Raw genomic sequence first — 24,439 nt, forward strand, 5'->3', positions numbered from 1 at the left:
TCATCGACTCGTCCCACAACAAGGGAGCTGATTTGCAATTCGAGACGAACGCGACCCCGGGACACGCGCAATGAATATCCTGCACGCATGGCAGCGCGACCTTTTGCTCGGTGCGGTGCGCCTCGTCGTCGGCGCGTATCCGGTCTGGCGCGACGGCGCGCCCAACGCCCGCCAGAAAATCTACATCTCGAATCACACGAGCCACGTCGATACGCTCGCGATCCTCGCGGCGCTGCCGCGCGCGCTGCGCGATCAGGTGCGACCGGTCGCCGCGCGCGACTACTGGCAAAGCGGCAAGGCGAAAGTGCATATCGCGCGCAATCTGCTCAACGTCGTGCTGATCGACCGCAAGCACGAAGGCGAGGGCGATCCGCTCGATCCCGTGCGCGAAGCGCTGCGGCTCGGCCACTCGATCATCATCTTTCCCGAAGGCACGCGCAGCGCCGAAGCGTTGCCGCAGCCGTTCAAGAGCGGACTGTTCCGGCTCGCGAGCGAGTTCCCCGAGATCGAACTGTGCCCGGTCTATCTGGAGAATCTGCAGCGCGTGATGCCGAAGGGCGCGTTGCTGCCGGTGCCGCTCATCTGCAAGGTGAATTTCGGCGCACCGGTCATGCGCGCCGCCGATGAACCGAAGCAGGACTTCCTGCAACGCACGCGCGATCTCGTGGTCGCGCTTGCTCCCGTGCCGGCGGCGTGATGCCCGCCTGTTCAAACAACGAAGCGACATCATGCGAACCGTGTTCTGGGAACTCATCGCCGGGCTGACCGGCTTTCTCGTGCTTGCGTCGGGCATCGGCGCGCTGCTTGCCTGGCGCGACGGCAAGAGCGGCGGCGGCAGCGCGACCATCGCCAATCTGAACCAGCGCATCCGCGCGTGGTGGGGAATGATCGCGATCATGGCGGCCGCGATCGGGCTCGGCCCGGCGACCACTTACGTCGTGTTCGCGCTGGTCTCCTATCTCGCGCTGCGCGAGTTCATCACGCTCACGCCGACGGCCGCAAGCGATCACACGACGCTCTTCATCGCGTTCTTCGTCGCGATTCCGGCGCAGTATCTGCTGCTCTGGGTCGAGTGGTACGGCATGTTCTCGATTTTCGTGCCGGTGCATCTCTTCATCACGCTGTCGCTCGTCATGGTGCTCACCCAGGACACGCGCGATTTCCTGAGCCGCAACGCGAAGATCCACTGGGCGCTGATGGTCTGCGTCTACGGGCTGAGTCATGCGCCGGCGCTCCTGATTCTGGATATCCCCGGTTACGCTGGACAGAACCCGCTGCTGCTGTTCTATTTCCTGCTCGTCGTGCAGATCAGCGATGTCTTCCAGTATGTCTGCGGCAAGCTTTTCGGCAAGCGCAAGATCGCGCCGAAGCTGAGTCCGTCGAAGACGGTCGAAGGGTTTGTCGGCGGCGGGCTGCTCGCGGCGCTCTGCGGCGCGGCGCTCTATCGCATCACGCCGTTCGGTTTCGGCACGGCGTTTCTGATGTCGCTCGCCATCGTGTTGGCGGGATTCGTCGGCGGGCTGGTGCTGTCGGCGGTGAAGCGCTCGCTTGGCGCGAAGGACTGGGGCGCGATGATCGCCGGTCACGGCGGCGCGCTGGATCGCGTGGATTCGATTTGTTTTGCGGCGCCCGTGTTCTTCCACCTCGTGCGCTATGTCTATGTGCAGTGAACGAACGCGGCGGGATGGCGTGCAGCGCGCCATCCCGCCGGCCCGCCCCTCTCAGGCCGCCGCCGAAGCCGGCGTCAAATCCTGCCGATGATCCGTCAAGGCCTCGCGCACGATCGGATGCATCGCGGCGCTCGCGTCTTCGTCATCGAGCGAATTGAGGATCGCGAGCCGCATGCGCGGCTCCCAGAAGCGGCGAATGTGATCGGCGATGCTGTCGGCGGCTTCATGCTGGTCCGGCAGCGAATCGAAGAACTCGCCGATGCGGTTCGCCATGTCGATCAGGTTGTCCAGATCCATGTCTATTTCCCCGAAGTCGTGACGAGCGCGTCGGTTGTCGCGTCAGTGCGCATTTCGAGCAGGCCGATCTGCTGCGCGTTGAAGCGCGAGTAGTCCTTCTGCCATTGCGACGGCTGCTCGACCGGCATCACCTGCACCGCCGTCACCTTGTATTCCGGACAGTTCGTCGCCCAGTCGGAGGAGTCGGTGGTGATCACGTTCGCGCCCGATTCCGGGAAGTGGAACGTCGTATAGACGACGCCCGGCTGCATCCGCTCGGTGATCTTCGCGCGCAGCACGGTCTGCCCCGCGCGCGATTCGATGCCGACCCAGTCGCCCGTCTTGATGCCGCGATCCTCGGCGTCGACCGGATGAATCTCCAGCCGGTCCTCGTCGTGCCAGCGCGAATTCTCCGTGCGCCGGGTCTGCGCGCCGACGTTGTACTGCGACAGGATGCGGCCCGTCGTCAGCAGGAGCGGGAACTTGCGCGTGACCTTTTCCGGCGTCGCGACGAACTTCGTGATGACGAACTTGCCCTTGCCGCGCACGAATTCGTCGATGTGCATCGTGGGCGTGCCTTCCGGCGCGTGTTCGTTGCACGGCCACTGGATGCTGCCGAGTTCGTCGAGCCGCTCGTACGAGACGCCGTGGAAGGTCGGCGTGAGACGCGCGATCTCGTCCATGATCTCCGACGGATGCGTGTAGTTCATCTCGTAGCCGAGCGCACGGGCGAGCAGGATCGTCACTTCCCAGTCCGCGTAGCCCGGCTGCGGCGGCATCACCTTGCGCACGCGCGAGATGCGGCGCTCCGCGTTGGTGAACGTGCCGTCCTTTTCCAGGAAGCTCGTGCCTGGCAGCAGGACGTGCGCATACTTCGCGGTTTCGTTCAGGAAGATGTCCTGCACGACGATGCACTCCATCGCCGCGAGCGCGCTCGTCACGTGATGCGTGTTCGGGTCGGACTGGACGATGTCCTCGCCCTGGCAATAAAGACCCATGAAGGTGCCGTGCGTCGCGGCATCGAACATGTTCGGGATGCGCAGGCCCGGCTCCGGTTGCAGCTTCGTGCCCCAGGCTTCCTCGAAGAGCGCGCGCGTGGCGGCGTCGCTGATGTGGCGATAACCCGGCAGTTCGTGCGGGAACGAACCCATGTCGCACGAGCCCTGCACGTTGTTCTGGCCGCGCAGCGGATTCACGCCGACGCCTTCGCGGCCGATGTTGCCCGTTGCCATCGCGAGATTCGCGATGCCCATCACCATCGTCGAGCCTTGCGCGTGCTCCGTGACGCCCAAGCCGTAGAAGATCGCGGAGTTGCCCGGCCGCGCATAGATGCGCGCGGCTTCGCGCACGAGCTGCGCGGGTACGCCAGTGATCGCTTCCATCGCTTCGGGCGAGTTGTCTTCCTGCGAGACGAAGTCGCGCCATTGACCGAACGCGCGCGCTTCGCAGCGCTCGGCGACGAACGCCTCGTCGACGAGACCCTCGGTCACGATCACATGCGCGAGCGCGTTGATCATCGCGACGTTGGTGCCCGGACGCAGCGCGAGGTGATGCGAGGCCTTGATGTGCGGACCGTCGACGATATCGGTGCGGCGCGGATCGATCACGATCAGTTGCGCGCCTTCGCGGATGCGCTTCTTCATGCGCGACGCGAAGACCGGATGGCCGTCGGTCGGATTTGCACCGATCACGACGATCACGTCCGACTTCTCCACCGACGCGAACGTCTGCGTGCCGGCCGATTCACCGAGCGTCGTCTTGAGACCATAGCCCGTCGGCGAGTGGCAGACGCGCGCGCAGGTGTCGACGTTGTTGTTGCCGAACGCGGCGCGCACGAGCTTCTGCACGAGATACGTTTCCTCGTTCGTGCAGCGCGACGACGTGATGCCGCCGATCGAGTCGCGCCCGTACTTGTCCTGGATGCGGCGGAATTCGCTTGCCGCGTATTTGATCGCTTCGTCCCACGAGACTTCGCGCCACGGATCGGTGATCTTCGCGCGGATCATCGGCTTCTGGATGCGGTCCTTGTGTGTCGCGTAGCCCCACGCGAAGCGGCCCTTCACGCACGCGTGGCCTTCGTTCGCCTGGCCGTTCTTGTTCGGCACCATGCGCACGACCTGGCTGCCCTTCATCTCCGCCTTCAGCGAGCAGCCGACGCCGCAATACGCGCACGTCGTCACGACCGAATGCTCCGGCTGGCCGAGCATGATGACGGTCTTTTCCTGCAAGGTCGCGGTCGGGCACGCGGCGACACACGCGCCGCACGACACGCATTCCGATTCCATGAACGGCACGTTTTCGCTCGCCGCGACGCGCGATTCGAAACCGCGCGCGGCGATCGTCAGCGCGAAGGTGCCTTGCGTTTCCTCGCAGGCGCGCACGCAGCGATTGCAGACGATGCACTTCGACGGATCGTAGGTGAAGTACGGGTTCGATTCGTCCTTCTTGTCCTTCAGGTGGTTCGCGCCTTCATAGCCGTAACGCACTTCGCGCAGGCCGACGACGCCCGCCATGTCCTGCAGTTCGCAGTCGCCGTTGGCGGGGCAGGTGAGGCAGTCGAGCGGGTGATCGGAGATATAGAGCTCCATCACGTTCTTGCGCAACGATTGCAGCTTGTCGCTTTGCGTGCGCACCTTCATGCCCGCTTCGACAGGCGTCGTGCACGATGCCGGATAGCCGCGCTTGCCTTCGATCTCGACGAGACACAGGCGGCACGAGCCGAACGGTTCGAGCGAATCCGTCGCGCAGAGCTTCGGCACGTTGACACCGGCTTCGATCGCCGCGCGCATCACGGAAGTGCCCGCGGGCACCGTCACCGGTTCGCCGTCGATTTCGAGCGTGACATCGACATCGGCGTGGCGCAGCGGCGTGCCGTAGTCGGTGAAGTCGAAGGGATCGCGCCGCTGGACCGATGCCGCGCTCTTGCACGCGCAATTTCCGGAGCCGCAGCCGTTGTTCGTGTTGGACATGTCTTGTCTCCTGTCGACCAGAGTTGGCGCTTTAGCGCCTTACTCTGGTCCCATGCAAGGTGTATAGCTTGTCTTAAGCCGCTTTCTGCGCCGGCGCTTTCGCAAGGCCGAAATCTTCAGGGAAATGTTCGAGTGCCGAGAGCACCGGGAAGGGCGTCATGCCGCCCATCGCGCAGAGCGATCCGGACACCATCGTGTCGCACAAATCGCGCAGCAGCGTGACCTGCTTCGGCGACGTATCGCCCGAGCGGATCTTCGCGATCACCTCGACGCCGCGCGTCGAGCCGATCCGGCACGGCGTGCATTTGCCGCAGGATTCGAGCGCGCAGAAATGCATCGCATACTGGGCGAGGTCCGCGAGGTTCGACGTGTCGTCGTGGACCACGAGTCCGCCGTGACCCACCACCGCGCCGACCTTCGCGTATTCCTCGTAGTCGAGCGGGATGTCCCACTGGCTTTCCGGCAAATACGTGCCGAGCGGGCCGCCCACCTGGACCGCGCGCGCCGGCCGGCCGCTCGCCGTGCCGCCGCCGTAGTCGTAGAGGAGTTCGCGCAAGCTCACGCCGAACGCGAGTTCGACGAGTCCGCCTTGCTTCACGTTGCCCGCTAGCTGGAACGGCAGCGTGCCGCGCGAGCGTCCCATGCCGAAGTCGCGATAGAACGAGGCGCCCTTCGCGAAGATGATTGGCACCGTCGCGAGCGTGATGACGTTGTTGATGACAGTCGGCTTGCCGTACAGGCCGACGAGCGCCGGCACCGGCGGCTTCGCGCGCACGATGCCGCGCTTGCCTTCGAGCGATTCGAGAAGCGCCGTCTCTTCGCCGCACACGTACGCGCCCGCGCCCTTCGCGACGAACAGGTCGAACGCGTGCGAGCTGCCGAGCACGCTCTCGCCGAGCCAGCCGGCTTCGCGTGCGCGGTCGATCGCGCGGTTGAGCGTCGTGATCGAATGCGGATATTCGCTGCGCACGTAGATGTAGCCCTGGGTCGCGCCCGTCACGATGCCCGCGATGATCATGCCTTCGATCAGCACGTAGGGATCGCTTTCCATGACGAGGCGGTCGGAGAATGTGCCGGAATCGCCTTCGTCCGCGTTGCAGACGATGTACTTCTGGTCCGCCAGCGCGCCGCGCACCGTGCGCCACTTGATGCCGGCCGGGAACGCCGCGCCGCCGCGTCCGCGCAGGCCCGATTCGATCAGCGACTCGCAGGCGGCATCGCCGTTCATGTCGAGCGCGTGGCGCAAGCCTTCGAGGCCGCCGTTCGCGGTGTAGTCCTCGACGGAGAGCGGGTCGGTGATGCCGATGCGCGCGAACGTCAGGCGCTGCTGGTTCTTGAGGTACGGAATGTCGTCGACCACGCCGACGTTTCTTTCGTGCGCGCCGCCTTCGATGAACCCGGCGTCGAAGAGCGCGCCGACTTCCTCGGCTTCGACATTCGCATAGCCGATGCGGCCTTGCGACGTCTCCACTTCGACGAGCGGCTCCAGCCACAGGAGACCGCGCGAACCGTTGCGCACGATCTGGACGTCGACGCCGCGCTTGGCGGCTTCATCGGCGATGGCGAGCGCGACTGCGTCGGCGCCGAGTGCGAGCGCCGACGAATCGCAGGGAACGTAGATGCGTGTCATGCCGTTTCCTCCGTGCCGGCGTTCGCGCGCGTTTGCGCGGCGGCGTAAAGCCGATCGAATTTCTGCGGCGTGACCTTCGCGTGCAGCTCGCCGTTAATCATCATCGACGGCGACAGCGCGCACTGACCGAGGCAGAACACCGATTCGAGTTCCGTATCCGCGTGATGGCCGCTGTCGAACTTGCAGCCCGTGTGGCCTTCGACATGCTGCGCGAGCGCTTCGGTGCCCATGCTGCGGCACGCTTCCGCGCGGCACAGCTGCACGGTGACGCGCGCGGGCGGCTCGGAGCGGAAGTGATGGTAGTAGGTGATGACGCCGTGGACCTCGGCGCGCGACAGCGACAGCGCCTGCGCAAGCGGCGGGACGACCGCGGGCGGCACGAAGCCGACATCGTCCTGGATCGCGTGCAGGATCGCCATCAGGGTGGCGCCCTGCGTGGCGTGACGGCGCACCAGTTCGTCGGGCGCACTGACGGATACGGCAAGGGCGTGCTGCGGGTGTGTCATTGGGGGCTCCTCCAAGCTCGGCATATGTCTATCGTGTGCATATTCAGGACTTATAATTCCTTGCACCGAGCCGATGTAGTGAACAATAGGCGCCGTGATATATCTTGGCAATAGGAAGGAGGAGTTCATATGATCGACGTCCAATGCCGCGCCGAACTCGTGCTGCGCGACGCCGACGGCCGGGAAACCAGTCTCAGCGCGGTTGTGCCGCTCTTGCAACTGGTTTCGCAGACCGGAAGCATCGCGAACGCCGCAGCCGCTAAGGGTTTGTCCTATCGGCACGCGTGGGGTTTGTTGCGCGAAATCGAGGCCCGGCTGGGCGGCGCGCTGATCACCAAATCGCGCGGCCGCGGCTCCGTGCTCTCCGAACTCGGCGAATCGGTGCTGCGCGCGCAGCGCATCTCCGGCGAAAGGCTCGACGCGCCGCTGCAATCGGTTGCGAACGAAGTGGCCGGCGAGCTGAACCGCCGGCTTTCGCGCGACGCTTTGCCCGTGCGCATCCACGCATCGCACGGTTACGCGGTCGCCACGCTCGTGCGCGCGCTCGGCGAAAAGCGCGTTCCCGTCGACATCAAGTATCGCGAGAGCGCGGAGGCCGTGAGCGCCCTTGCGCGCGGCGAGTGCGAACTGGCCGGTTTTCACTTGCCGATCGGCGAATTTCGCGCGACCTGCGCGCAGGTGTACCGGCAATATCTCGATGCCGGCAAGCATCAGCTAATCCATCTCACGCGGCGCACGCAGGGACTCTTCTTGCCGAAGGGCAATCCGAAGCGCATCGAGGGTTTACACGACCTCGCGCGCGGCGACGTGCGCTTCGTGAACCGCCAGCCGGGCTCCGGCACGCGCATGCTGCTCGATTTGTCGCTGCGCAGCATCGGCGTCGATCCCGACGAGATCAATGGCTACGCGACCACGGAACTGACGCATTCCGCGATTGCCGCGTTCGTCGCGAGCGGCATGGCGGACCTCGGCTTCGGCGTGCAGCCCGCCGCGCAGCATTTCGCGCTGGACTTCATTCCGGTCATCGACGAGGACTATTTCTTCGCCTTCGAGCGCAAGCGTCTGGATGAAGGACGGCTCGCCAACGTGATCGCCATTTTGCGCAGCGACGCGTTCAATGACAGCGTCGCGCATCTCGAAGGCTACGATCCGGTGCGCTGCGGCGTGGTGGTCGGGGTGGAGCAGGGATTGAGCGGCGTGGACGCGGCCTGAGCGGCGGCATCGAAACCCGCCGCCAGCGCCCGATCCGAAACGAACGGTAAAATTCGCCCGTCAGCAAGGACTGTCGCTCATCCCAAATTACGTTAACCTATCGGTTCGCCGTCCACGTTCCGCGCGTTGCCCACGCTGCGCCCAATCCGCCATGAAACTGCCTCTCGTCGCTTCCGCCTGTGCCGCGCTCGTCGCCGGCGCGGTCTATCTCGTTCCCGTCGCCTTTGCCCAGAACTCGCCGGGCATCCCGGGCGGCATCCTTCAGGATCAGTTCCGTCTGAACGAACATCCGCAAATGCAGTTCGCCGCGTCCGCGCCGGGCGACAAATATCAGCAGGGCAAGTCGGCCTCGCGTCGCCGTGCGGATAACGGCGATCCGAACGGCTGCAACCTGAAGTGCCCGAAAGAGCCTGAATAACCTCCCCAAGCGTCGGCGAACCCGCCTGGTCGCGGGTTCGCCGACCGCCGCTTTCCCCATCGCCGTTTTGTGCTGCTCTGCGCACGTATTCAGCCCGCGCGCTTCCGCTACACTGGAGAATCCATCCGCTTCATGGCACGGTTCGTTGCCGGGACGTGCGTCGTCTCCCGGCCGGTGTTGGTTATCGCGCGCTCAAGTTCAACAACCGCTGCACAGCGACCGAAAAACACTACGAGATGGCGGGCGTTTGGTATGACGTCAGGAGTAACTTAGCAAGGCGTCGCCGAATGTCGTTCGGCGACGGGCCACTTCCTTCCAGACAAACAATAAAGGAAGCGCGCTGGTTGATCCGAAGTCGCGCAAAATCAACGTGCGGCGACATGCGGCGTCGGGGGGCCGTGGCTACCCGTTTGCCCGTCGGGCCGCCAGACGACGCTTCGGATATGCCGAGGGACTGCATAAATGCGAATTCTCCAGGTCATACTGGCGCCGCGCCTGTCGGGGGCCGAGGTGCTCGCGAAGGGCGTCGCGATCGGGCATCAGCGCGACGGCCACGACGTGTGCATCGCGTCGCTCATGCCGCAGCACAGCGACTTCGAGCACATCAGCGCCGAGCTGCGCTCGCATGACGTGACGTGTCTGTTCCCGACGCGCGCGCACGGCAAAGTGGGCCGGCTGCTGTTCCTGTATCAGGCGATCCGCGCGTTCAAGCCGGACATCATCTTCGCGCACGCGACCATTCCCGCGCTCTACGTGCGCGCGCTGCCGACGCGCGTGCCGATCGTCTGGGTCATGCATTCGGGCGCCAACGATTTTTCGAACAACGCGCTGCTGCGCGCGGAACGCCTGTTGTCGGGGCGCGCGAAGGCGGTGATCGGCGTGTCGCAGAAGAATATCGACGACTACGTGAAGGAAGTCGGCCTGCATCCGTCGATGATCGTCGTGCCGAACGGCGTCGACGTCTCGCGCTTCACCGACGACGTGTCCGCCACGCCCGTCGCCTGCAAGCAGATCGTGCAGATCGGGCGCTATATCCCGGAGAAGAACCAGTTGCAGACCGTGGAGGCCTTCGCGCGGGTCGCGAGGGCCGATCCGGACGCGCGCCTCCTGCTGTGCGGCGTGATCGAGAACCTTGCGTATCACGCGTCCGTGGTCGATCTCGTCGCGAAGCTCGGGCTCACGGATCGCGTGGTGATCGACGGTCCGCAGTCGAACGTCGCGCAGATTCTGCGGGCGTCGGCGGCGTTCGCGATGCCGTCGAGCTTCGAGGCGCACAGCATCGGCTTTCTGGAGGCGCTGGCGTCGGGCATTCCGGTCGTCGCCAACGCGATTCCGTCGTTCGCGTTCGCGGGCAATTTCTCGGGCGTGCGCCTGCTCGACACGAGCGATGCCGACGCCTACGGCCGCGCCTTGCTCGAATCGCTGACGCAGCCGCGCGCGACGCGGCCGCTCAACGGACTCACGCTGCAAAGCACCGCCGACCGCTATCTCGCCATCGCACGCGATGTGCTGAATCTGCGCGTGGGATTGAGCTGAGCGATTGCGCCGATCAGAATGCGCCGCCGATGAGAATCAATGAGAATCGGCGGCGTTTTTTTCGGCTGAACGATCGAGGGCCGGCCGCGTGCCGCGCTGCCGGCGCGTCTCCTACTGGCTGAGCGAGCGCAGCCAGAGCGATTCGGAGAAAAGCCCCGGCAGGTTGCCCCAGATCTGCAAGGGACCGAGCCGCGTGCCGCCGTCGAAGTCATAGCCCGAGATGCTCGGCGCGCCGCCCGTGAAGTAGTACTCGCCGAGCGTCGCGTTGGCGCGCCTGAAGAGCATCAGCGTCGTGCGGTCGTTGCGGCGGACGATGGCGGGCATCGTGTCGGCGTAGGACGTGTCGGCGAGCGTCGCGATGCGCACCGGTGCGCCGAACGTCTTGCCGCCCTTCATCTTCCACACGTCGACGCTCGCGCTGTCGCCGCGCGGCTGCAAGAGAACGAGGTCGTCGATGCCGTCGCCGTCGACGTCGCCGGCGGCGGTTTTGACCCACGCGCCCGGGAATGGCGGATACGGCGTACCGCGCTCGCCGCTCGCGAACGCGCTGCCCGTGCTCGCGAGCGGCGTCACCGCGAGCGCCGACTTCACGTTTTCGATCGCGAGGACCCCGCCGTGCGCGGCGCCCGCGACGCGCGCCGGCAGGAAGCGCGCGGCGGCGTCGAGTTGCGGGGCTTCGAGCCAGCGGGCCGGCGCGCCGCTCGCCGTATTGCCCGACGCGCTGCCCGTCAGCACCCAGAGGTCGACGCCGGCGTCGCCGCGCTTTTGCGCGATCATCACGTCGGCGCGGCCGTCGCCGTTGAAGTCGCTCGCGACGTATTGCTGCGCCGTCGCGGGCGTGAACGCCGAGTCGGTCTGATACCACAGGCGGGGCGGTTCGAAGCGGCTGCCGCTGCTGCGCAGGAGCCAGAACGCCGTGCCGCCGTTGCGCGGTTCGACGACCATCAGATCGGCGCGACCGTCGCCGTCGAAATCCGCGACCAGGAAGCGTGCACCGTCGAAGCAGAGCGTGTCGGCGGTGCAGGTGGGGGCGGTGGCTTCCGGATCGAACGGCACGGCGTTCAGATACCACGGCATCGCGCCCTCGAAGCGCGACATCTCCGCGACCCACACGTTGAAGCCCGGGCCGTCCTTGCGCCGCTGGACGTAGACCGTGCTGTCGCGTCCCGCGCCGCGCACGTCGCCGTAGAGCGCGCCTTCCTCGCGCGTGTCGGTCCATTGCGAGCGCGGCGACACCGCCCAGCGATATTCGGCGGTTAAAAGCGAGCAGCGTCCGATCGACACCGCGCCGTTCACCGCGCCGAGGCAGCGGCCCGATGGCGTGTAGACGAGCCCGAAGTCCCACGGTGTCCAGCGCTGGGCGGTGGCGCTCGCGCTGCAGGTTTCCTCGACGAGGCGGCCGTCGCGCTCGGCGACGCACAGGCGCGTCGCCTCGTTGACGAGCTGCGCGTCGTTCTTGTCGCCGGGCGTGACGGGCAGCGGCTGCCAGTGCCAGTCCTGCGTAGCGGATTGCGAGCATGCCGCGAGGCGCGGGCTCTTGCCCGCACCGCCGCCGGAACCCAGGCACTGGCTGGAATATTCGTTGACGAGCCGGGTCGGGCGCGGCCGGAAGTCGGCGCCGGGCTCGCTCGTGCGGGCGGCGCTCCAATAGCGGCGCGCGACCCAGTTGCCGTCCCACTGGAATTCGCCGAAGACGTGGCCGGCGTCGTTGCCGTCGACGGAGAAATAGCTGCCGACGACATCGCGCTTGCGCAGCGTCTCCGCCGTGCTCAGGTTCTTCGGCAGGCCGCCCGTCGGGTAGGTGACGTGATAGCCGATCGGCAGGCTCTTGTCGAGGCTCTGCGCGAGCGTGCGCGTGATGCGCGCCGCGTAGATGTGGTCGGGATGCTCGATGAACGGCACGGTGTCCGGGTTGAGCGTGTAGACCTCGGTCGCCTGCGAAAGGATCGCGCGCAATGTCGCGATGAGGGCGGGGCGGTCGTAGGTCGTGAAGCCGGTGCCGTCGCGCTGCATCGGGTAGGTGCTGAGCGTGGCGCCGCGGTCCCACAGCAGGCCGAGCGGCACTTTTCCGCCGCGCACCGCGCCGCCCGGCAGACGCAGTTCGAGCAGCTTCACGCGCGGCTGCGCCTTCAGCACGAGTTCGTGGACCGGTTTGCCGGCGAACATCACGTTCGACTCGCTCCATTCGTTCGCGACGCCGGCCATGCGCGCGTAGGCGAGCTTGGTGCCCGTTTCGCGCAGGAGCACGTAGTCGAACTTCGCGCCGTTGGCGCCGCCGATCAGATGCACGACCGTGACGCACCAGCCGGCGTCGATTTTGTCGCTGATGCCGGGGTTGACGAAGAGCAGGTCGTCGTCGAGGTGCGCGACGACCGTCACGAGCGTGCCGGCGTGACAGTCGGCGGTCGATGCGCCGGTCGTCTCTTCCGCGTGCGCGTGCGCCGGGAAGAGCGCCGCACAGAGCGCGCAGACGAGCGCGAGCCACGTGATCGACATCGACTTGCCCCTGCCCATGCTTTCTCCTTAAACGCCCGTTTAGCAGAATAAATCGGAAGATTGCCGGGGGATAGGGCGGGAGTCGGTGGTCAAGCGAACATGGGCGGGGTTTCGGTGCATGTTAGGAGGCGTTGCCGTCGGGCTTTGCGTGGAAGGCCGCGACGATGGGCTGGAAAAGAAAAAATCCCGTAAGGCTTTGACCTTACGGGATTTCTTTTTTCAGCGATTGGTGGAGGCGGCGGGAATCGAACCCGCGTCCAGTAGCGCTCTACGACCAGTTCTACATACTTAGTTCTGTCTTTTGATTTAGCCGCACCGACGCGAACGAACACGCTTCGTTACAGCGATTCACTAGATTTTCGACCCTGGCGTCGTGACGCCACCAGGACTTAACTGACGTATATGACCTCTGTCGGTATTGCTACCGGTCTTGCGACACTAGCCCGTCAGTAAACTAGGCAGAGGACGGCGGCCCTTAGGCTGCCAGTGCGAACGTATCGTCGTTTGCAGTTACGTTTTTCCCATTGATTAACGAGGTGACGGGTCCTCGGTATGCCCTGGCCGCTTCGCAACCCCTGTCGAAACCAGGTCGCCCCCAAGCGGATTTCATTATCCCACAGAACCCCAGTTGAGGCGAACCGCCCGTTTTTGCAAGGCTGTCATCCGATGTCGCGCAGAAGATGCTGCAGTTCGACCGGCGAGTCCACCACGTGATTCGCGTGCCAGCGGCGCGGCGGAATGTCGTCGCCGCAATAGCCGTAGGCCGCCGCGACCGTGATCATGCCCGCCGCAAAACCGGCTTGCACGTCGCGCAAGTCGTCGCCGACATAGACGATGCGCTCCGGAGCGACGTCGAGCAGTTCTGCCGCGTGCAGCAGCGGGGCAGGGTGCGGCTTCGAATGCGGCGTGGTATCGCCGCAGACGAGGCACGCCGCGCGCGTGTCGAGCCCGAGCAGCGCGATGAGCGGCTCCGAGAGGCGCGTCACCTTGTTCGTCACGATGCCCCAGCGCACGCCGCGCGCGTCGAGCTGGTCGAGCAGGATGTCGATGCCGGGAAAGAGCGTCGTCTCGATGCACAGATCCGCTTCGTAGTTCGCGAGGAATTCGTCGCGCATCGCCGGGAAGTCGTGATGCTCCGGTCCGATCTCGAACGCGCCGCCAAGCAGCCCGCGCGCGCCCGCCGATGCGAACGGCCGCAGTGTCTCCAGCGGCCGCATCTCGAGACCGCGGTCGTGGCGCATCTTGTTGACCGCCGCGACGAGGTCGGGCGCGGTGTCGGCGATGGTGCCGTCGAGGTCGAAGAGCACCGCCTGGCACAAGCCCAGCCGGTCACCGTCCAGTACATGCTGCGGGAGGGGCGTGGGGTCGTCGGGCAGGACGGTCGGCTTTTGTTCGCCCATCAGGTCGTCTTGGTTCATGGCGTCAGGCTTCGCGGCGGCAAGCCATCAGGTAGTTGATGCTGGTGTCGCCCGAAAGGCCGAAGTGCTTGCTGAGCGGTCGGTACGTGATGCCCTTGATGTCGACGGGCGACAGTTCGGCCGCGCGCGCGAAGCCCGCGAGCTCCGACGGCTTGATGAAGCGCGCGTAGTCGTGCGTGCCCTTGGGCAGCATCCGCGCGATGTATTCGGCGCCGATCACCGCGAAGAGGTACGCCTTCGGATTGCGGTTCAGCGTGGAAAAGAAGACCCAGCCGCCGGGCTTCACGAGCGATGCGCACGCGGCCACGGTGCCCGCCGGATTCGGCACGTGTTCGAGCATCTCCATGCAGGTGACGACGTCGTACGTGCCGGGCTCGCGGGCGGCGAGCGCCTCTGCCGAGATCTCCTCGTAGGCGACTTCCACGCCGCTCTCCAGGCTATGCAGGTCGGCCACGCCGAGCGCGCTTGACGACAGGTCGATGCCTTTGACCGTCGCGCCGCGCGAGGCCATCGATTCGGACAGGATGCCGCCGCCGCAGCCGATGTCGAGCACGCGTTTGCCCATCAGATGTGCGTGCGCGTCGATCCATGCGAGCCGCACCGGATTCAGCTCGTGCAGCGGTTTGAACTCTGCGTTCGGGTCCCACCAGCGGTGCGCGAGCTCGCTGAATTTCTGAAGTTCGTGGGGATCGACGTTCGTCATGGTGAAAGCAGCCCTTCCTGATGTCGTGAATCGGTTAGCCCCGAGTATATAGGCGGCGCAGGGGGTGGGCAAAAGCGCTCAGGCGTCGCGGGCGCGCATCGGCGGCGGCGGGAATGCGTGCGGCACGCACGCGCCGGACCTGCCTGCGTTAAGTGTGCGCGCATAAAAAAACCCCCGCCGAGGCGGGGGTTCGATCCTGCGGCAACCTTGCTGCTATTACTGCGGTGCGCGCGAGGTACCGACAACTTCGACTTCCACGCGACGATCCGGTGCGAGGCAGGCGATGAGTTGCTTGCGGTTCTTCTGGTTGCAACCGGTCGTGACCGGGTTGCGCTTGCCCTTGCCTTCCGTATAGACACGGTTCGCTTCGATGCCCTTGCTGACCAAGTATGCCTTGACAGCTTGTGCACGACGCAGCGACAGGCGATCGTTGTACTTGTCCGAACCGATGCGGTCGGTGTAGCCGGTTGCGACCACCACTTCCAGGTTCAGGCCGCCGATCTTCGATGCGAGATCGTCCAGCTTTTCCTTGCCAGCCGGCTTCAGGACTGCCTTGTCGAAGTCGAACAGCGCGTCAGCCTGGTAGGTAACCTTTTGGCTCACGATAGCGGGTGCCGGAGCGACCGGTGCCGGCGGCGTCGGTGCTTGGGCGACCAGCGCGCCATCGCACTTTGCGTTTGCCGTGGCCGGCGTCCAGAACGCGTCACGCCAGCAAAGCTCGTTCGTGCCGTTCATCCACACGTATTCGCCCGTGCCGTTCACCCAGTTGTCGTTCACTGCTTGTCGCGATGCCGGCACCGACTGCGCCGAAGCCGATGCAGCCATAACTGCGGTAGCTGCAATGAACGCGAGCTTTGAAAGTTTATTCATATTTCTCCTCTCGAAATTGAGATTACCGCAGGTTTACTGCGAGCTTGTTGACGAAGACAAGTCATACATTGCTCGAAGTATAACATTACCGCGGAACAAAACGCGCCGTGTAGACTTCGAGCAGTGTCTAACTTTGTGCGTTGGCATTTTGCCATATCGTTCCCTTGCTTCGATAAAAAATATCCCCCCTCCTATAGACCCGCAACCTTATGTGGTGCTAGAGCAACAAGAAAGGGACAGGGAGCGAATGAAACTTTGCTGGGGCGCGTCGCTTGCGCATTTTGCGTGCCACAACGCGCCCGTTTCTTAGCTTTTTTTGCCAGTTCCCTGTCAAAGGGTCCCAACAGGCGAGGCGGAATCATAGCCGTTTCACATGATGATTTCACGCGCCGCGGTGCAGCAATTTGTAAGCGCGCGTGACTATGTTCGTGCGCCGTCGATTCCGGTGTATACGAAGCCCCCCCCGGCGACTATTCCATTCGTAACCGCTGCGAACTGTATGTATACGCACCCCGCCCGGGCACGGATGCCGCGCATGTTAGAATCGCGTGATTCGCTGCGTTCGCAGCGTCGTTGCGAAAGCGCAGTCAAGCGGCAGCCAACCCGGTGGCAAACGGTCCTAATGCGGGCCCTAGTGCGGGTCCTGATGCGGGTCATTAGCGCCCGAACCGGGCTCGCCGCCGCGCTGCCGTCGCACAGTTCAAGACACGGATAATGGATCAATTCGCCAAAGAGACTCTGCCAATCTCCCTTGAGGAGGAAATGCGCCGCTCATATCTCGATTACGCGATGAGCGTGATCGTCGGGCGGGCGCTTCCCGATGTCCGCGATGGCCTGAAGCCGGTTCACCGGCGCGCGCTGTATTCGATGCACGAGCTGAACAACGACTGGAATCGCGCTTACAAGAAGTCGGCGCGTATCGTCGGCGACGTGATCGGTAAATATCACCCCCACGGCGACGCCTCCGTCTACGAGACGATCGTCCGGATGGCGCAGCCGTTCTCGCTGCGCTACATGCTGGTCGACGGGCAGGGCAACTTCGGTTCGGTCGACGGCGACAACGCCGCCGCCATGCGCTACACCGAAATCCGCATGGCGAAGATCGGCCACGAGCTGCTCGCCGACATCGACAAGGAAACCGTCGACTTCGGCCCGAACTACGATGGCAGCGAGAGCGAGCCGCTGGTTCTGCCCGCGCGCATCCCGAATCTGCTGATCAACGGCTCGGCCGGCATCGCGGTCGGCATGGCGACCAACATTCCGCCGCACAACCTGCGCGAAATCGTCGATGCCTGTCTGCATCTGCTGAACAATCCTGAATCGACGATCGACGAACTGATCGAGATCGTGCCGGCGCCGGATTTCCCGACGGCCGGCATCATCTACGGCGTCGCGGGCGTGCGCGATGGCTATCGCACGGGACGCGGCCGCGTCGTGATGCGCGCGACCACGCACTTCGAGGAAATCGATCGCGGCCAGCGCATGGCGATCATCGTCGACGAAATTCCGTATCAGGTGAACAAGCGCACGCTGCTCGAGCGCATCGCCGAACTCGTCAACGAGAAGAAGATCGAGGGCATCTCCGACATCCGCGACGAGTCCGACAAGAGCGGCATGCGCGTCGTGATCGAGCTGAAGCGCGGCGAAGTGCCCGAAGTCATTCTCAACAACCTGTACAAGCAGACGCAGTTGCAGGACACCTTCGGCATGAACATGGTCGCGCTCGTCGACGGCCAGCCGAAGCTCCTGAACCTGAAGGAAATGCTGGAGTGCTTCCTGTCGCACCGGCGGGAAGTGCTGACGCGGCGCACGGTCTACGAACTGCGCAAGGCGCGCGATCGGGGCCATATCCTCGAAGGTCTGGCGGTTGCGCTCGCGAACATCGACGAATTCATCGCGCTCATCAAGGCCGCGCCCACGCCGCCGATCGCGAAGCAGGAGCTGATGAACCGCTCGTGGGATTCGTCGCTCGTGCGCGAAATGCTGACGCGCACCGAGACGGAAGCCGCGGGCGGGCGCATCGCGTACCGGCCGGAAGGGCTGAATCCGGCGTACGGCTTGCAGGAGGACGGTCTTTATAGATTGTCGGACGTCCAGGCGCAGGAAATCCTGCAGATGCGCCTGCAACGCCTGACGGGGCTCGAACAGGACAAGATCGTCGGCGAATATCGCGACGTGATGGCGCAGATCGCCGACCTGCTCGACATCCTCGCGCGTCCGGAGCGGATTCGTCAGATCATCGTCGACGAACTCGGCCAGATTCGCAGCGAATTCGGCGACGATCGCCGTTCGCGCATCGAACTGAACGCCACCGAACTGAACACCGAAGACCTGATCACGCCGCAGGAAATGGTCGTGACCATGTCGCACACGGGCTACGTGAAGTCGCAGCCGCTGTCCGAGTATCGCGCGCAAAAGCGCGGCGGCCGCGGCAAGCAGGCGACGCAGATGAAGGAAGACGACTGGATCGACACACTCTTCATCGCGAACACGCACGATCACATGCTGTGCTTCTCGAACCGCGGCCGCGTGTACTGGGTCAAGGTGTACGAAGTGCCGCAGGGCTCGCGCAACTCGCGCGGCCGGCCGATCGTCAACATGTTCCCGCTGCAGGACGGCGAGAAGATCAACGTCGTGCTGCCGATCAAGGAATTCTCGGCCGACAAATACGTGTTCATGGCGACCGCGCTCGGCACCGTTAAGAAGACGCCGCTCGAAGCGTTCCGCCGGCCGCTGCGCAAGGGCATTATCGCGGTCGGCCTCGATGAAGGCGATTACCTGATCGGCGCGGCCATCACCGACGGCCAGCACGACGTCATGCTCTTCTCCGACGCCGGCAAGGCCGTGCGTTTCGACGAGAACGATGTCCGCGCGATGGGCCGCGAAGCGCGGGGCGTGCGCGGCATGCAGCTCGAAGACGGGCAGCAGGTCATCGCGATGCTCGTCGCGGGCGGCGAGAACCAGTCGGTGCTCACGGCAACGGAAAACGGCTTCGGCAAGCGCACGCCGATCAACGAGTACACGCGGCACGGCCGCGGCACGAAGGGAATGATCGCGATCCAGACGTCGGAACGCAACGGCCGTGTGGTCGCCGCGACGCTCGTCGAGCCGGAAAGCGAGATCATGCTGATCACCAATTCCGGCGTCCTGATTCGCACCCGCGTGTCCGAGATACGCGAGATGGGGCGGGCAACCCAAGGTGTTACACTCATCAGTCTTGATGAAGGGACGAAGCTCTCGGGACTGCAGCACATCGCCGAGGCGGAAGCCGAAGCCGAGCTCGATGCCGACATTGACAACGCTGCCGACTCGAACGGCGCAAACGGCGTCAATGGCGAAGGCGACGTCAATGGCGATGAAGGCGGTGAAGCCTGATTCTCGTTTCTCTCGCGTGACTCGCGTTCTGAATGGATCAAGTCGTGCGACTCGCGTCATGCCGCCGGGCTCGCTCGTTTGAAGACGAGCCGGGCCACGGGCGGCGAAGCGGTGTCGCACGGCTGTTTTGAATACTTTTCAAAGGGAGTAATGATGCAAAAACGATTTAAACAGTGGATGTTGCTGGCCGCCCTCGTGCCGACCTTCGCGATGGCTCAGTCGCTCCAGAATCAGGCCCCGAACCAGGCAGCCGCTCCGGCCGCCCCGGCAGCGGCGCCGGTCGATTCTGCGAAGCAGGCGGCCATCAACGATCTGCTGAGCGCCATCGACGCGCAGAAGCTCGTCGGTGCCATCGGCAACAGCGCGCAGATGCAATCGAAGCAGCTCGTTCCGGCAATCCTGTCGGACGCGCTCTCCGAGAACAAGTCGATGAACGACAAGCAGAAGCAGGCCGCCGTGCCGGCGCTGCAGAAGAACGCCGTGCCGAAGCTGGTTGACGCGGCAGGCCAGGTGTTCGCGACGGATTCGTTCCGCCAGGACGCCATGAAGGCTCAGTTCGACGCCTACGCGAAGTACTACACGACGGAAGAAATCAAGGACCTGACGGCGTTCTACAAGAGCCCGACTGGCCGCAAGTTCATCCAGGTGCAGGATCAGGTTGGCCGCGACGTCGTGAACGGCCTGATGCAGAAGTACATGCCGCAAGCCATCAAGGCGACGCGCACGCAGGCCGACGCTGAAGTCGCCAACGTGAAGCCGGCCAAGTAAGGCGCTGATCGGCCTGAACCGGCCATCTGGGCGGGCGCCGCGCGGCGCCCGCGGATTGGCGGGTTTTCAGGACGGTGCGATAATGGCTGTTTGCGCGAAAGCGCAAACAGCCATTTCTTTTCCGGGCGCGGTTTTCCGTACGTGTTGTGCCTTCCCGCCGCGCCAGGCCATTCGGGGTTCCTAGATGCGCGTGTTCAATTTCTCCGCCGGTCCTGCGGCGATGCCCGAAGAAGTGCTGCGCCAGGCAGCCGACGAGATGCTCGACTGGAACGGCAGCGGCATGAGCGTGATGGAGATGAGCCACCGCGGCGCCGAGTTCATGTCGATCCACGAAGCCGCGCTCACCGATCTGCGCGATCTGCTACAAGTACCGGCGTCGCATCGCATTCTCTTTTTGCAGGGCGGCGGTATCGGCGAAAACGCCATCGTGCCGATGAACATGCTCGGCACGAAGCAGACCGCCGATTTCATCGTGACCGGTTCCTGGTCGCAGAAGTCGTTCAAGGAAGCGCAGAAGTACGGCACGCCGCACATCGCCGCGAACGGCAAGACGGAGCAAGGTTTCACGCACGTGCCGCGCATCGCCGAGTGGCATCTCTCCGACGACCCCGCCTACGTGCATCTCTGCACGAACGAAACCATCGACGGCGTCGAAACCTTCGAGATTCCCGATCTCGGCGACATTCCGCTCGTCGCCGATGCGTCGTCGCACATCCTGTCGCGCCCGATGGACATCGCCAAATACGGCGTGCTCTTCGGCGGCGCGCAGAAGAACATCGGCATGGCGGGCGTCACGGTCGTGATCGTGCGCGAGGACCTGCTCGATCGCGCGCTTTCGATTTGCCCGTCGGCGTTCGAATGGAAGACGGTCGCCGAGAACAATTCGATGTACAACACGCCGCCCAGCTACGCGATCTACATCGCGGGCCTCGTCTTCAAGTGGCTGAAACGGCAGGGCGGTCTGGAAGCGATCGAGGCGCGCAACGCCGAAAAGGCGAAGCTGCTGTACGACACCATCGATTCCAGCGATTTCTACGTCAACAAGGTGGAGCGCCAGTCGCGTTCGCGCATGAACGTGCCGTTCTTCCTCGCCGACGAATCGCGCAACGCCGATTTCCTGGCCGGCGCGAAAGCGCGCGGGCTGCTGCAACTGAAGGGCCACAAGTCCGTAGGCGGCATGCGGGCATCGATCTACAACGCGGTGCCGATCGAGGGCGTGAAGGCGCTCGTCGAATACATGAAGGACTTCGAGCAGGGCCGCGCGTAACGTGCGCGCCTTGCACCCCGCACTTTGACTTGCCCTCAACGCCCGCCCGCACAACGCATGGACGACGATCTCGATTCAAGACTCAAACCGCTGCGCGAACGCATCGACGCGATCGACGCGCAGCTCATCGCCCTTCTGAACCAGCGCGCCGGGGTGGCGCTGGAAGTCGGCGAGGTGAAGAAGCATTTCAACGCGCCCGTGTTCCGTCCGGAGCGCGAAATGCAGGTGATCCAGCGCTTGCAGGACATGAGCGACGGCCCGCTTGGCTCGGATCACATCAGCGCGATCTGGCGCGAGATCATGGCCGCGAGCCGCGCGCTCGAACAGACGATCCGCGCCGCGTTCCTGGGGCCGGTCGGCACCTATAGCGAGCAGGCGATGTTCGAATACTTCGGTCATTCGATCGAAGGCGTGCCGTGCCCGTCGATCGACGAAGTGTTTCGTTCGGTCGAAGCGGGCGCAGCGGAATTCGGCGTCGTGCCGGTCGAGAATTCGGCGGAAGGCGCGGTGTCGCGCACGCTCGACCTGCTGCTGCAGTCGTCGCTTACGATCGGCGGCGAACTGGCGCTGCCGATTCATCACAATTTGCTGACGTCGACCGGCAAGCTCGACGGCGTGACGCGCGTCTGCGCGCATCCGCAGGCGCTCGCGCAGTGCCAGCGCTGGCTCACGGCGAACGTGCCGCATCTGGAGCGGCAGGCGGTGTCGAGCAACGCGGAAGCAGCGCGCCTGGCGGTGAACGATCCGACCGTCGCGGCCATCGCCGGCGATCGCGCCGCGACGCACTACGGGCTCGGCGCGGTCTTCACGCATATCCAGGACGATCCGCACAACCGCACGCGCTTCGTGATGATCGGCAAGCAGCCGACCGGTGCGAGCGGGCACGACCAGACCTCGCTGATCGTGTCGGTGGCGAACGAACCCGGCGCGGTGTTCAAGCTGCTGGAGCCGCTGGCTGCGCACGGGGTCTCGATGACGCGCTTCGAGTCGCGCCCGGCACGCGTGGGCACGTGGGAGTACTACTTCTACATCGATGTGGTAGGACATCGCGACGACTCGTCCGTCGCGGCCGCGCTCGCCGAACTCGGCCAGAAGGCCGCTTTCCTGAAGATCCTCGGCTCGTATCCGCGCGCCCGCTAACGCGCGATCGCGCCGCATCGACTGGAACTGGAGAACACCATGACATCGCAATTCGGCCCTTCGTATGTGCGCGCCATCGCGCCGTACATCGCCGGCAAGCCGATTTCCGAAGTGGCCCGCGAGTTCGGCCTGAACGAAGCGAGCATCGTCAAGCTCGCCTCGAACGAGAATCCGCTTGGCATGCCGGCGTCGGCGAAGCGCGCGATGACGCTCGCCATCGAGGAACTCGGGCGCTACCCGGATTCGAACGGCTTCGAGCTGAAGGCCGCGCTCGCCGCGCGCTACGGCGTGCCGCCGGAATGGATCACGCTCGGCAACGGCAGCAACGACATCCTCGAAATGGCGGCGCACGCGTTCGTCGAAAAGGCGCAGTCGATCGTCTATTCGCAGTATTCGTTCGCGGTCTATGCGCTCGCGACGCAGGGCTTGGGCGCGCGCGCGATCGTCGTGCCGGCGCTCGAATACGGTCACGACACCGACGCGATGCTCGCCGCCATCGAGGACGACACGCGCCTCGTCTTCGTCGCGAACCCGAACAATCCGACCGGCACGTTCATCGACGGCCCGGCGCTCGAAGCGTTCATCGCGAAGGTGCCGCGCCACGTGGCGATCGTGCTCGACGAGGCCTACACCGAATATCTCCCGGCCGACAAGCGCTACGACTCGATCGACTGGGTGCGCCGCTATCCGAACCTGCTCGTGTCGCGCACGTTCTCGAAGGCGTTCGGACTCGCGGGCCTGCGCATCGGCTTTGCGATTGCGCAGCCTGAACTCACCGATCTGCTCAACCGCCTGCGTCAGCCGTTCAACGTCAATTCGCTCGCGCAGGCGGCCGCGGTCGCCGCGCTGAACGACCGCGCGTTCCTCGAAGAGAGCGCGTCGGTGAATGCGCGCGGCTACCGGCGGCTGACTGAAGCGTTCGACCAGCTCGGGCTTGCGTACGTGCCGTCTTACGGCAATTTCGTGATGGTGCGCGTCGGGGACGACGACGCCGCCGGCGCGCGCGTGAATCTCGCGTTGCTCAAACAGGGCGTGATCGTGCGGCCGGTCGGCAACTACGGTCTGCCGCAGTGGCTGCGCATCACGATCGGGCTGCCGGCGGAGAACGAAGCCTTTATCGCCGCGCTCGAGAAGTCGCTCGTGTCCGTCTGAACCCGCGCGCCGCAAGGCGCTTTTTGGCAAGGTCCCGTGGCTGCGTTCACTTTCAACAAACTGGTTATTTTCGGCGTCGGCCTGATCGGCGGATCGCTCGCGCGCGCGTTGCGCGAACGGGCGGGGCTCGCGGGCGAGATCGTCGGCGTCGGGCGCTCGGAGAAGTCGGTCGCGCGTGCGCTGGAACTCGGCGTGATCGATGCGGCGGTGTCCATCGACGACGACCGCGCGCTGCGCTCAGCACTCGAAGGCGCCGATGTCGTGCTGCTCGCCGCGCCGGTCGCGCAGACCGAGCCGCTCCTCGCGCGCATCGCGCCGTTTCTCGACGCGCGCACGGTCGTGACGGACGCCGGCAGCACGAAAAGCGATGTTGTCGCGGCGGCGCGCTCGGCGCTCGGCGCGCGGATCGCGCAGTTCGTGCCCGGGCACCCGATTGCCGGGCGCGAGTCGAGCGGCGTCGATGCCGCGTTGCCCGAGCTGTACGTCAACCGCAACGTCGTGCTGTGTCCGCTCGCCGAGAGCCCGGCGGGCTCGGTCGAACGCGTCGCCGCGATGTGGCAGGCGACCGGCGCCGCCGTGCACCGGATGAACGAGGCGCAGCACGATCGCGTGTTCGCGGCGGTGAGCCATTTGCCGCACGTGCTGTCGTTCGCGCTCGTCGAACAGATTCTCGAAGCGCCCGACGCCGCGCTCAAGTTTTCATTCGCCGCGGGCGGATTCCGCGATTTCACGCGCATCGCGGCGTCGAGCCCGGAAATGTGGCGCGACGTGTGCGTCGCGAACCGGGCGGCGCTGCTCGCGGAACTCGACGCGTACACGGCCGTGCTCGCGCGCTTTCGCGCGGCCATCGACGCCGCCGACGGCGCCGCGCTGGAAGCGGCGTTCGACCGCTCGCGCGCCGCGCGCACCGAATGGCAGGAACGCGGAACGATCGACGCAGCGAAGGCGCACGGCGCATCCGGCACGCCGAACGCGCCCAAATCCGCCGACGACTTCCCCGCGAAATAGGCGGCCGAACAGCCGCCAGACAAGG

The 24,439-nt window shown here is 65.0% G+C and carries 19 protein-coding genes and 1 other RNA gene; 11 read left to right on the forward strand and 9 right to left on the reverse strand.

Annotated elements, in window-relative coordinates; genetic code table 11:
• Window positions 1-70 precede the first annotated feature (70 nt).
• Together AWB66_RS24275 and AWB66_RS24280 are read left to right on the forward strand one after the other, a co-directional pair.
• On the forward strand, window positions 71-697 hold the full coding sequence (locus AWB66_RS24275) for a lysophospholipid acyltransferase family protein (protein WP_087632640.1): 627 nt from the start codon (window positions 71-73) through the stop codon (window positions 695-697).
• Window positions 698-728: 31 nt separating this feature from the next.
• Window positions 729-1,670 carry a phosphatidate cytidylyltransferase gene (locus AWB66_RS24280; RefSeq protein WP_087632641.1) on the forward strand — a complete coding sequence of 314 codons (942 nt, stop codon included), beginning with the start codon at window positions 729-731 and terminating at the stop codon, window positions 1,668-1,670.
• Between the two features lie 51 nt (window positions 1,671-1,721).
• Here AWB66_RS24280 and AWB66_RS24285 read toward each other — a convergent pair whose 3' ends face one another.
• The 4 genes from AWB66_RS24285 to AWB66_RS24300 form a co-directional block, all read right to left on the reverse strand.
• The gene (locus tag AWB66_RS24285; RefSeq protein ID WP_087632642.1) at window positions 1,722-1,967 is read right to left on the reverse strand and encodes a formate dehydrogenase subunit delta; all 246 of its coding nucleotides are present in this window, start codon (window positions 1,965-1,967) and stop codon (window positions 1,722-1,724) included.
• Between the two features lie 2 nt (window positions 1,968-1,969).
• Window positions 1,970-4,915, reverse strand: a complete 2,946-nt coding sequence (fdhF, locus tag AWB66_RS24290) for a formate dehydrogenase subunit alpha (RefSeq protein ID WP_087632643.1) — start codon at window positions 4,913-4,915, stop codon at window positions 1,970-1,972.
• Window positions 4,916-4,988: 73 nt separating this feature from the next.
• Window positions 4,989-6,545 (reverse strand): formate dehydrogenase beta subunit, encoded by a 1,557-nt coding sequence (locus AWB66_RS24295; RefSeq protein WP_087632644.1) that lies wholly within the window; start codon window positions 6,543-6,545, stop codon window positions 4,989-4,991.
• Window positions 6,542-7,051, reverse strand: coding sequence for an NAD(P)H-dependent oxidoreductase subunit E (locus tag AWB66_RS24300; protein WP_087632645.1), 510 nt, complete (start codon window positions 7,049-7,051; stop codon window positions 6,542-6,544). The genes AWB66_RS24295 and AWB66_RS24300 overlap by 4 nt, the downstream gene beginning before the upstream one ends.
• A 129-nt stretch (window positions 7,052-7,180) precedes the next feature.
• On the opposite strand from AWB66_RS24300, the gene AWB66_RS24305 reads away from it, so the two are divergent.
• From AWB66_RS24305 to AWB66_RS24315, 3 genes are all read left to right on the forward strand, one after another.
• Window positions 7,181-8,263: a substrate-binding domain-containing protein gene (locus tag AWB66_RS24305; protein ID WP_087632646.1), complete on the forward strand. Its 1,083-nt coding sequence runs from the start codon at window positions 7,181-7,183 to the stop codon at window positions 8,261-8,263.
• A 151-nt stretch (window positions 8,264-8,414) separates the two neighbouring features.
• Window positions 8,415-8,681 (forward strand): hypothetical protein, encoded by a 267-nt coding sequence (locus AWB66_RS24310; protein WP_087632647.1) that lies wholly within the window; start codon window positions 8,415-8,417, stop codon window positions 8,679-8,681.
• 462 nt (window positions 8,682-9,143) lie between these two features.
• Window positions 9,144-10,217: a glycosyltransferase family 4 protein gene (locus AWB66_RS24315; protein WP_087632648.1), complete on the forward strand. Its 1,074-nt coding sequence runs from the start codon at window positions 9,144-9,146 to the stop codon at window positions 10,215-10,217.
• Window positions 10,218-10,328: 111 nt separating this feature from the next.
• On the opposite strand, the gene AWB66_RS24320 is transcribed toward AWB66_RS24315, so the two are convergent.
• The 5 genes from AWB66_RS24320 to ompA all read right to left on the reverse strand — a co-directional run bounded on the left by AWB66_RS24320 (window position 10,329) and on the right by ompA (window position 15,704).
• On the reverse strand, window positions 10,329-12,731 hold the full coding sequence (locus tag AWB66_RS24320; RefSeq protein WP_235021216.1) for an FG-GAP-like repeat-containing protein: 2,403 nt from the start codon (window positions 12,729-12,731) through the stop codon (window positions 10,329-10,331).
• Window positions 12,732-12,940: 209 nt separating this feature from the next.
• Window positions 12,941-13,310, reverse strand: a transfer-messenger RNA (tmRNA) gene (gene ssrA / locus AWB66_RS24325).
• A gap of 62 nt (window positions 13,311-13,372) precedes the next feature.
• On the reverse strand, window positions 13,373-14,131 hold the full coding sequence (gph, locus tag AWB66_RS24330; protein WP_235021217.1) for a phosphoglycolate phosphatase: 759 nt from the start codon (window positions 14,129-14,131) through the stop codon (window positions 13,373-13,375).
• Between the two features lie 4 nt (window positions 14,132-14,135).
• Window positions 14,136-14,834: a bifunctional 2-polyprenyl-6-hydroxyphenol methylase/3-demethylubiquinol 3-O-methyltransferase UbiG gene (ubiG, locus tag AWB66_RS24335; protein WP_087632649.1), complete on the reverse strand. Its 699-nt coding sequence runs from the start codon at window positions 14,832-14,834 to the stop codon at window positions 14,136-14,138.
• Between the two features lie 216 nt (window positions 14,835-15,050).
• The gene (gene ompA, locus AWB66_RS24340) at window positions 15,051-15,704 is read right to left on the reverse strand and encodes an outer membrane protein OmpA (RefSeq protein WP_087632650.1); all 654 of its coding nucleotides are present in this window, start codon (window positions 15,702-15,704) and stop codon (window positions 15,051-15,053) included.
• A gap of 714 nt (window positions 15,705-16,418) precedes the next feature.
• Here ompA and gyrA point away from each other — a divergent pair.
• The 6 genes from gyrA (at window position 16,419) to AWB66_RS24370 (ending at window position 24,414) form a co-directional block, all read left to right on the forward strand.
• Complete coding sequence (gyrA, locus tag AWB66_RS24345) at window positions 16,419-19,079, forward strand: DNA gyrase subunit A (RefSeq protein ID WP_087632651.1); 2,661 nt, start codon at window positions 16,419-16,421, stop codon at window positions 19,077-19,079.
• 153 nt (window positions 19,080-19,232) lie between these two features.
• A complete protein-coding gene (locus AWB66_RS24350) occupies window positions 19,233-19,847 on the forward strand; it encodes a DUF2059 domain-containing protein (protein ID WP_087632680.1) in 615 nt (204 codons plus the stop codon).
• Window positions 19,848-20,031: 184 nt separating this feature from the next.
• Window positions 20,032-21,114, forward strand: a complete 1,083-nt coding sequence (gene serC, locus AWB66_RS24355) for a 3-phosphoserine/phosphohydroxythreonine transaminase (RefSeq protein WP_087632652.1) — start codon at window positions 20,032-20,034, stop codon at window positions 21,112-21,114.
• 57 nt (window positions 21,115-21,171) lie between these two features.
• On the forward strand, window positions 21,172-22,254 hold the full coding sequence (gene pheA, locus AWB66_RS24360) for a prephenate dehydratase (RefSeq protein WP_087632653.1): 1,083 nt from the start codon (window positions 21,172-21,174) through the stop codon (window positions 22,252-22,254).
• A gap of 39 nt (window positions 22,255-22,293) precedes the next feature.
• Window positions 22,294-23,406 carry a histidinol-phosphate transaminase gene (gene hisC / locus AWB66_RS24365; protein WP_087632654.1) on the forward strand — a complete coding sequence of 371 codons (1,113 nt, stop codon included), beginning with the start codon at window positions 22,294-22,296 and terminating at the stop codon, window positions 23,404-23,406.
• Window positions 23,407-23,442: 36 nt separating this feature from the next.
• Window positions 23,443-24,414, forward strand: coding sequence for a prephenate dehydrogenase (locus AWB66_RS24370; RefSeq protein ID WP_087632655.1), 972 nt, complete (start codon window positions 23,443-23,445; stop codon window positions 24,412-24,414).
• Window positions 24,415-24,439: the final 25 nt, after the last annotated feature.

Source organism: Caballeronia telluris (assembly GCF_001544495.1).
Lineage (GTDB): Bacteria > Pseudomonadota > Gammaproteobacteria > Burkholderiales > Burkholderiaceae > Caballeronia > Caballeronia telluris.

Excerpts from the sequence above, each read along its gene's own strand:
- hisC (WP_087632654.1), top strand. The coding sequence starts at position 22,294 with ATGACATCGCAATTCGGCCCTTCGTATGTGCGCGCCATCGCGCCGTAC.
- AWB66_RS24350 (WP_087632680.1), top strand. The coding sequence starts at position 19,233 with ATGCAAAAACGATTTAAACAGTGGATGTTGCTGGCCGCCCTCGTGCCG.
- AWB66_RS24310 (WP_087632647.1), top strand. The coding sequence starts at position 8,415 with ATGAAACTGCCTCTCGTCGCTTCCGCCTGTGCCGCGCTCGTCGCCGGC.
- AWB66_RS24305 (WP_087632646.1), top strand. The coding sequence starts at position 7,181 with ATGATCGACGTCCAATGCCGCGCCGAACTCGTGCTGCGCGACGCCGAC.
- AWB66_RS24275 (WP_087632640.1), top strand. The coding sequence starts at position 71 with ATGAATATCCTGCACGCATGGCAGCGCGACCTTTTGCTCGGTGCGGTG.
- gyrA (WP_087632651.1), top strand. The coding sequence starts at position 16,419 with ATGGATCAATTCGCCAAAGAGACTCTGCCAATCTCCCTTGAGGAGGAA.
- AWB66_RS24285 (WP_087632642.1), bottom strand. The coding sequence starts at position 1,967 with ATGGATCTGGACAACCTGATCGACATGGCGAACCGCATCGGCGAGTTC.
- pheA (WP_087632653.1), top strand. The coding sequence starts at position 21,172 with ATGGACGACGATCTCGATTCAAGACTCAAACCGCTGCGCGAACGCATC.
- gph (WP_235021217.1), bottom strand. The coding sequence starts at position 14,131 with ATGAACCAAGACGACCTGATGGGCGAACAAAAGCCGACCGTCCTGCCC.
- AWB66_RS24315 (WP_087632648.1), top strand. The coding sequence starts at position 9,144 with ATGCGAATTCTCCAGGTCATACTGGCGCCGCGCCTGTCGGGGGCCGAG.
- AWB66_RS24295 (WP_087632644.1), bottom strand. The coding sequence starts at position 6,545 with ATGACACGCATCTACGTTCCCTGCGATTCGTCGGCGCTCGCACTCGGC.
- ubiG (WP_087632649.1), bottom strand. The coding sequence starts at position 14,834 with ATGACGAACGTCGATCCCCACGAACTTCAGAAATTCAGCGAGCTCGCG.
- AWB66_RS24280 (WP_087632641.1), top strand. The coding sequence starts at position 729 with ATGCGAACCGTGTTCTGGGAACTCATCGCCGGGCTGACCGGCTTTCTC.
- fdhF (WP_087632643.1), bottom strand. The coding sequence starts at position 4,915 with ATGTCCAACACGAACAACGGCTGCGGCTCCGGAAATTGCGCGTGCAAG.
- AWB66_RS24320 (WP_235021216.1), bottom strand. The coding sequence starts at position 12,731 with ATGGGCAGGGGCAAGTCGATGTCGATCACGTGGCTCGCGCTCGTCTGC.
- AWB66_RS24300 (WP_087632645.1), bottom strand. The coding sequence starts at position 7,051 with ATGACACACCCGCAGCACGCCCTTGCCGTATCCGTCAGTGCGCCCGAC.
- serC (WP_087632652.1), top strand. The coding sequence starts at position 20,032 with ATGCGCGTGTTCAATTTCTCCGCCGGTCCTGCGGCGATGCCCGAAGAA.
- ompA (WP_087632650.1), bottom strand. The coding sequence starts at position 15,704 with ATGAATAAACTTTCAAAGCTCGCGTTCATTGCAGCTACCGCAGTTATG.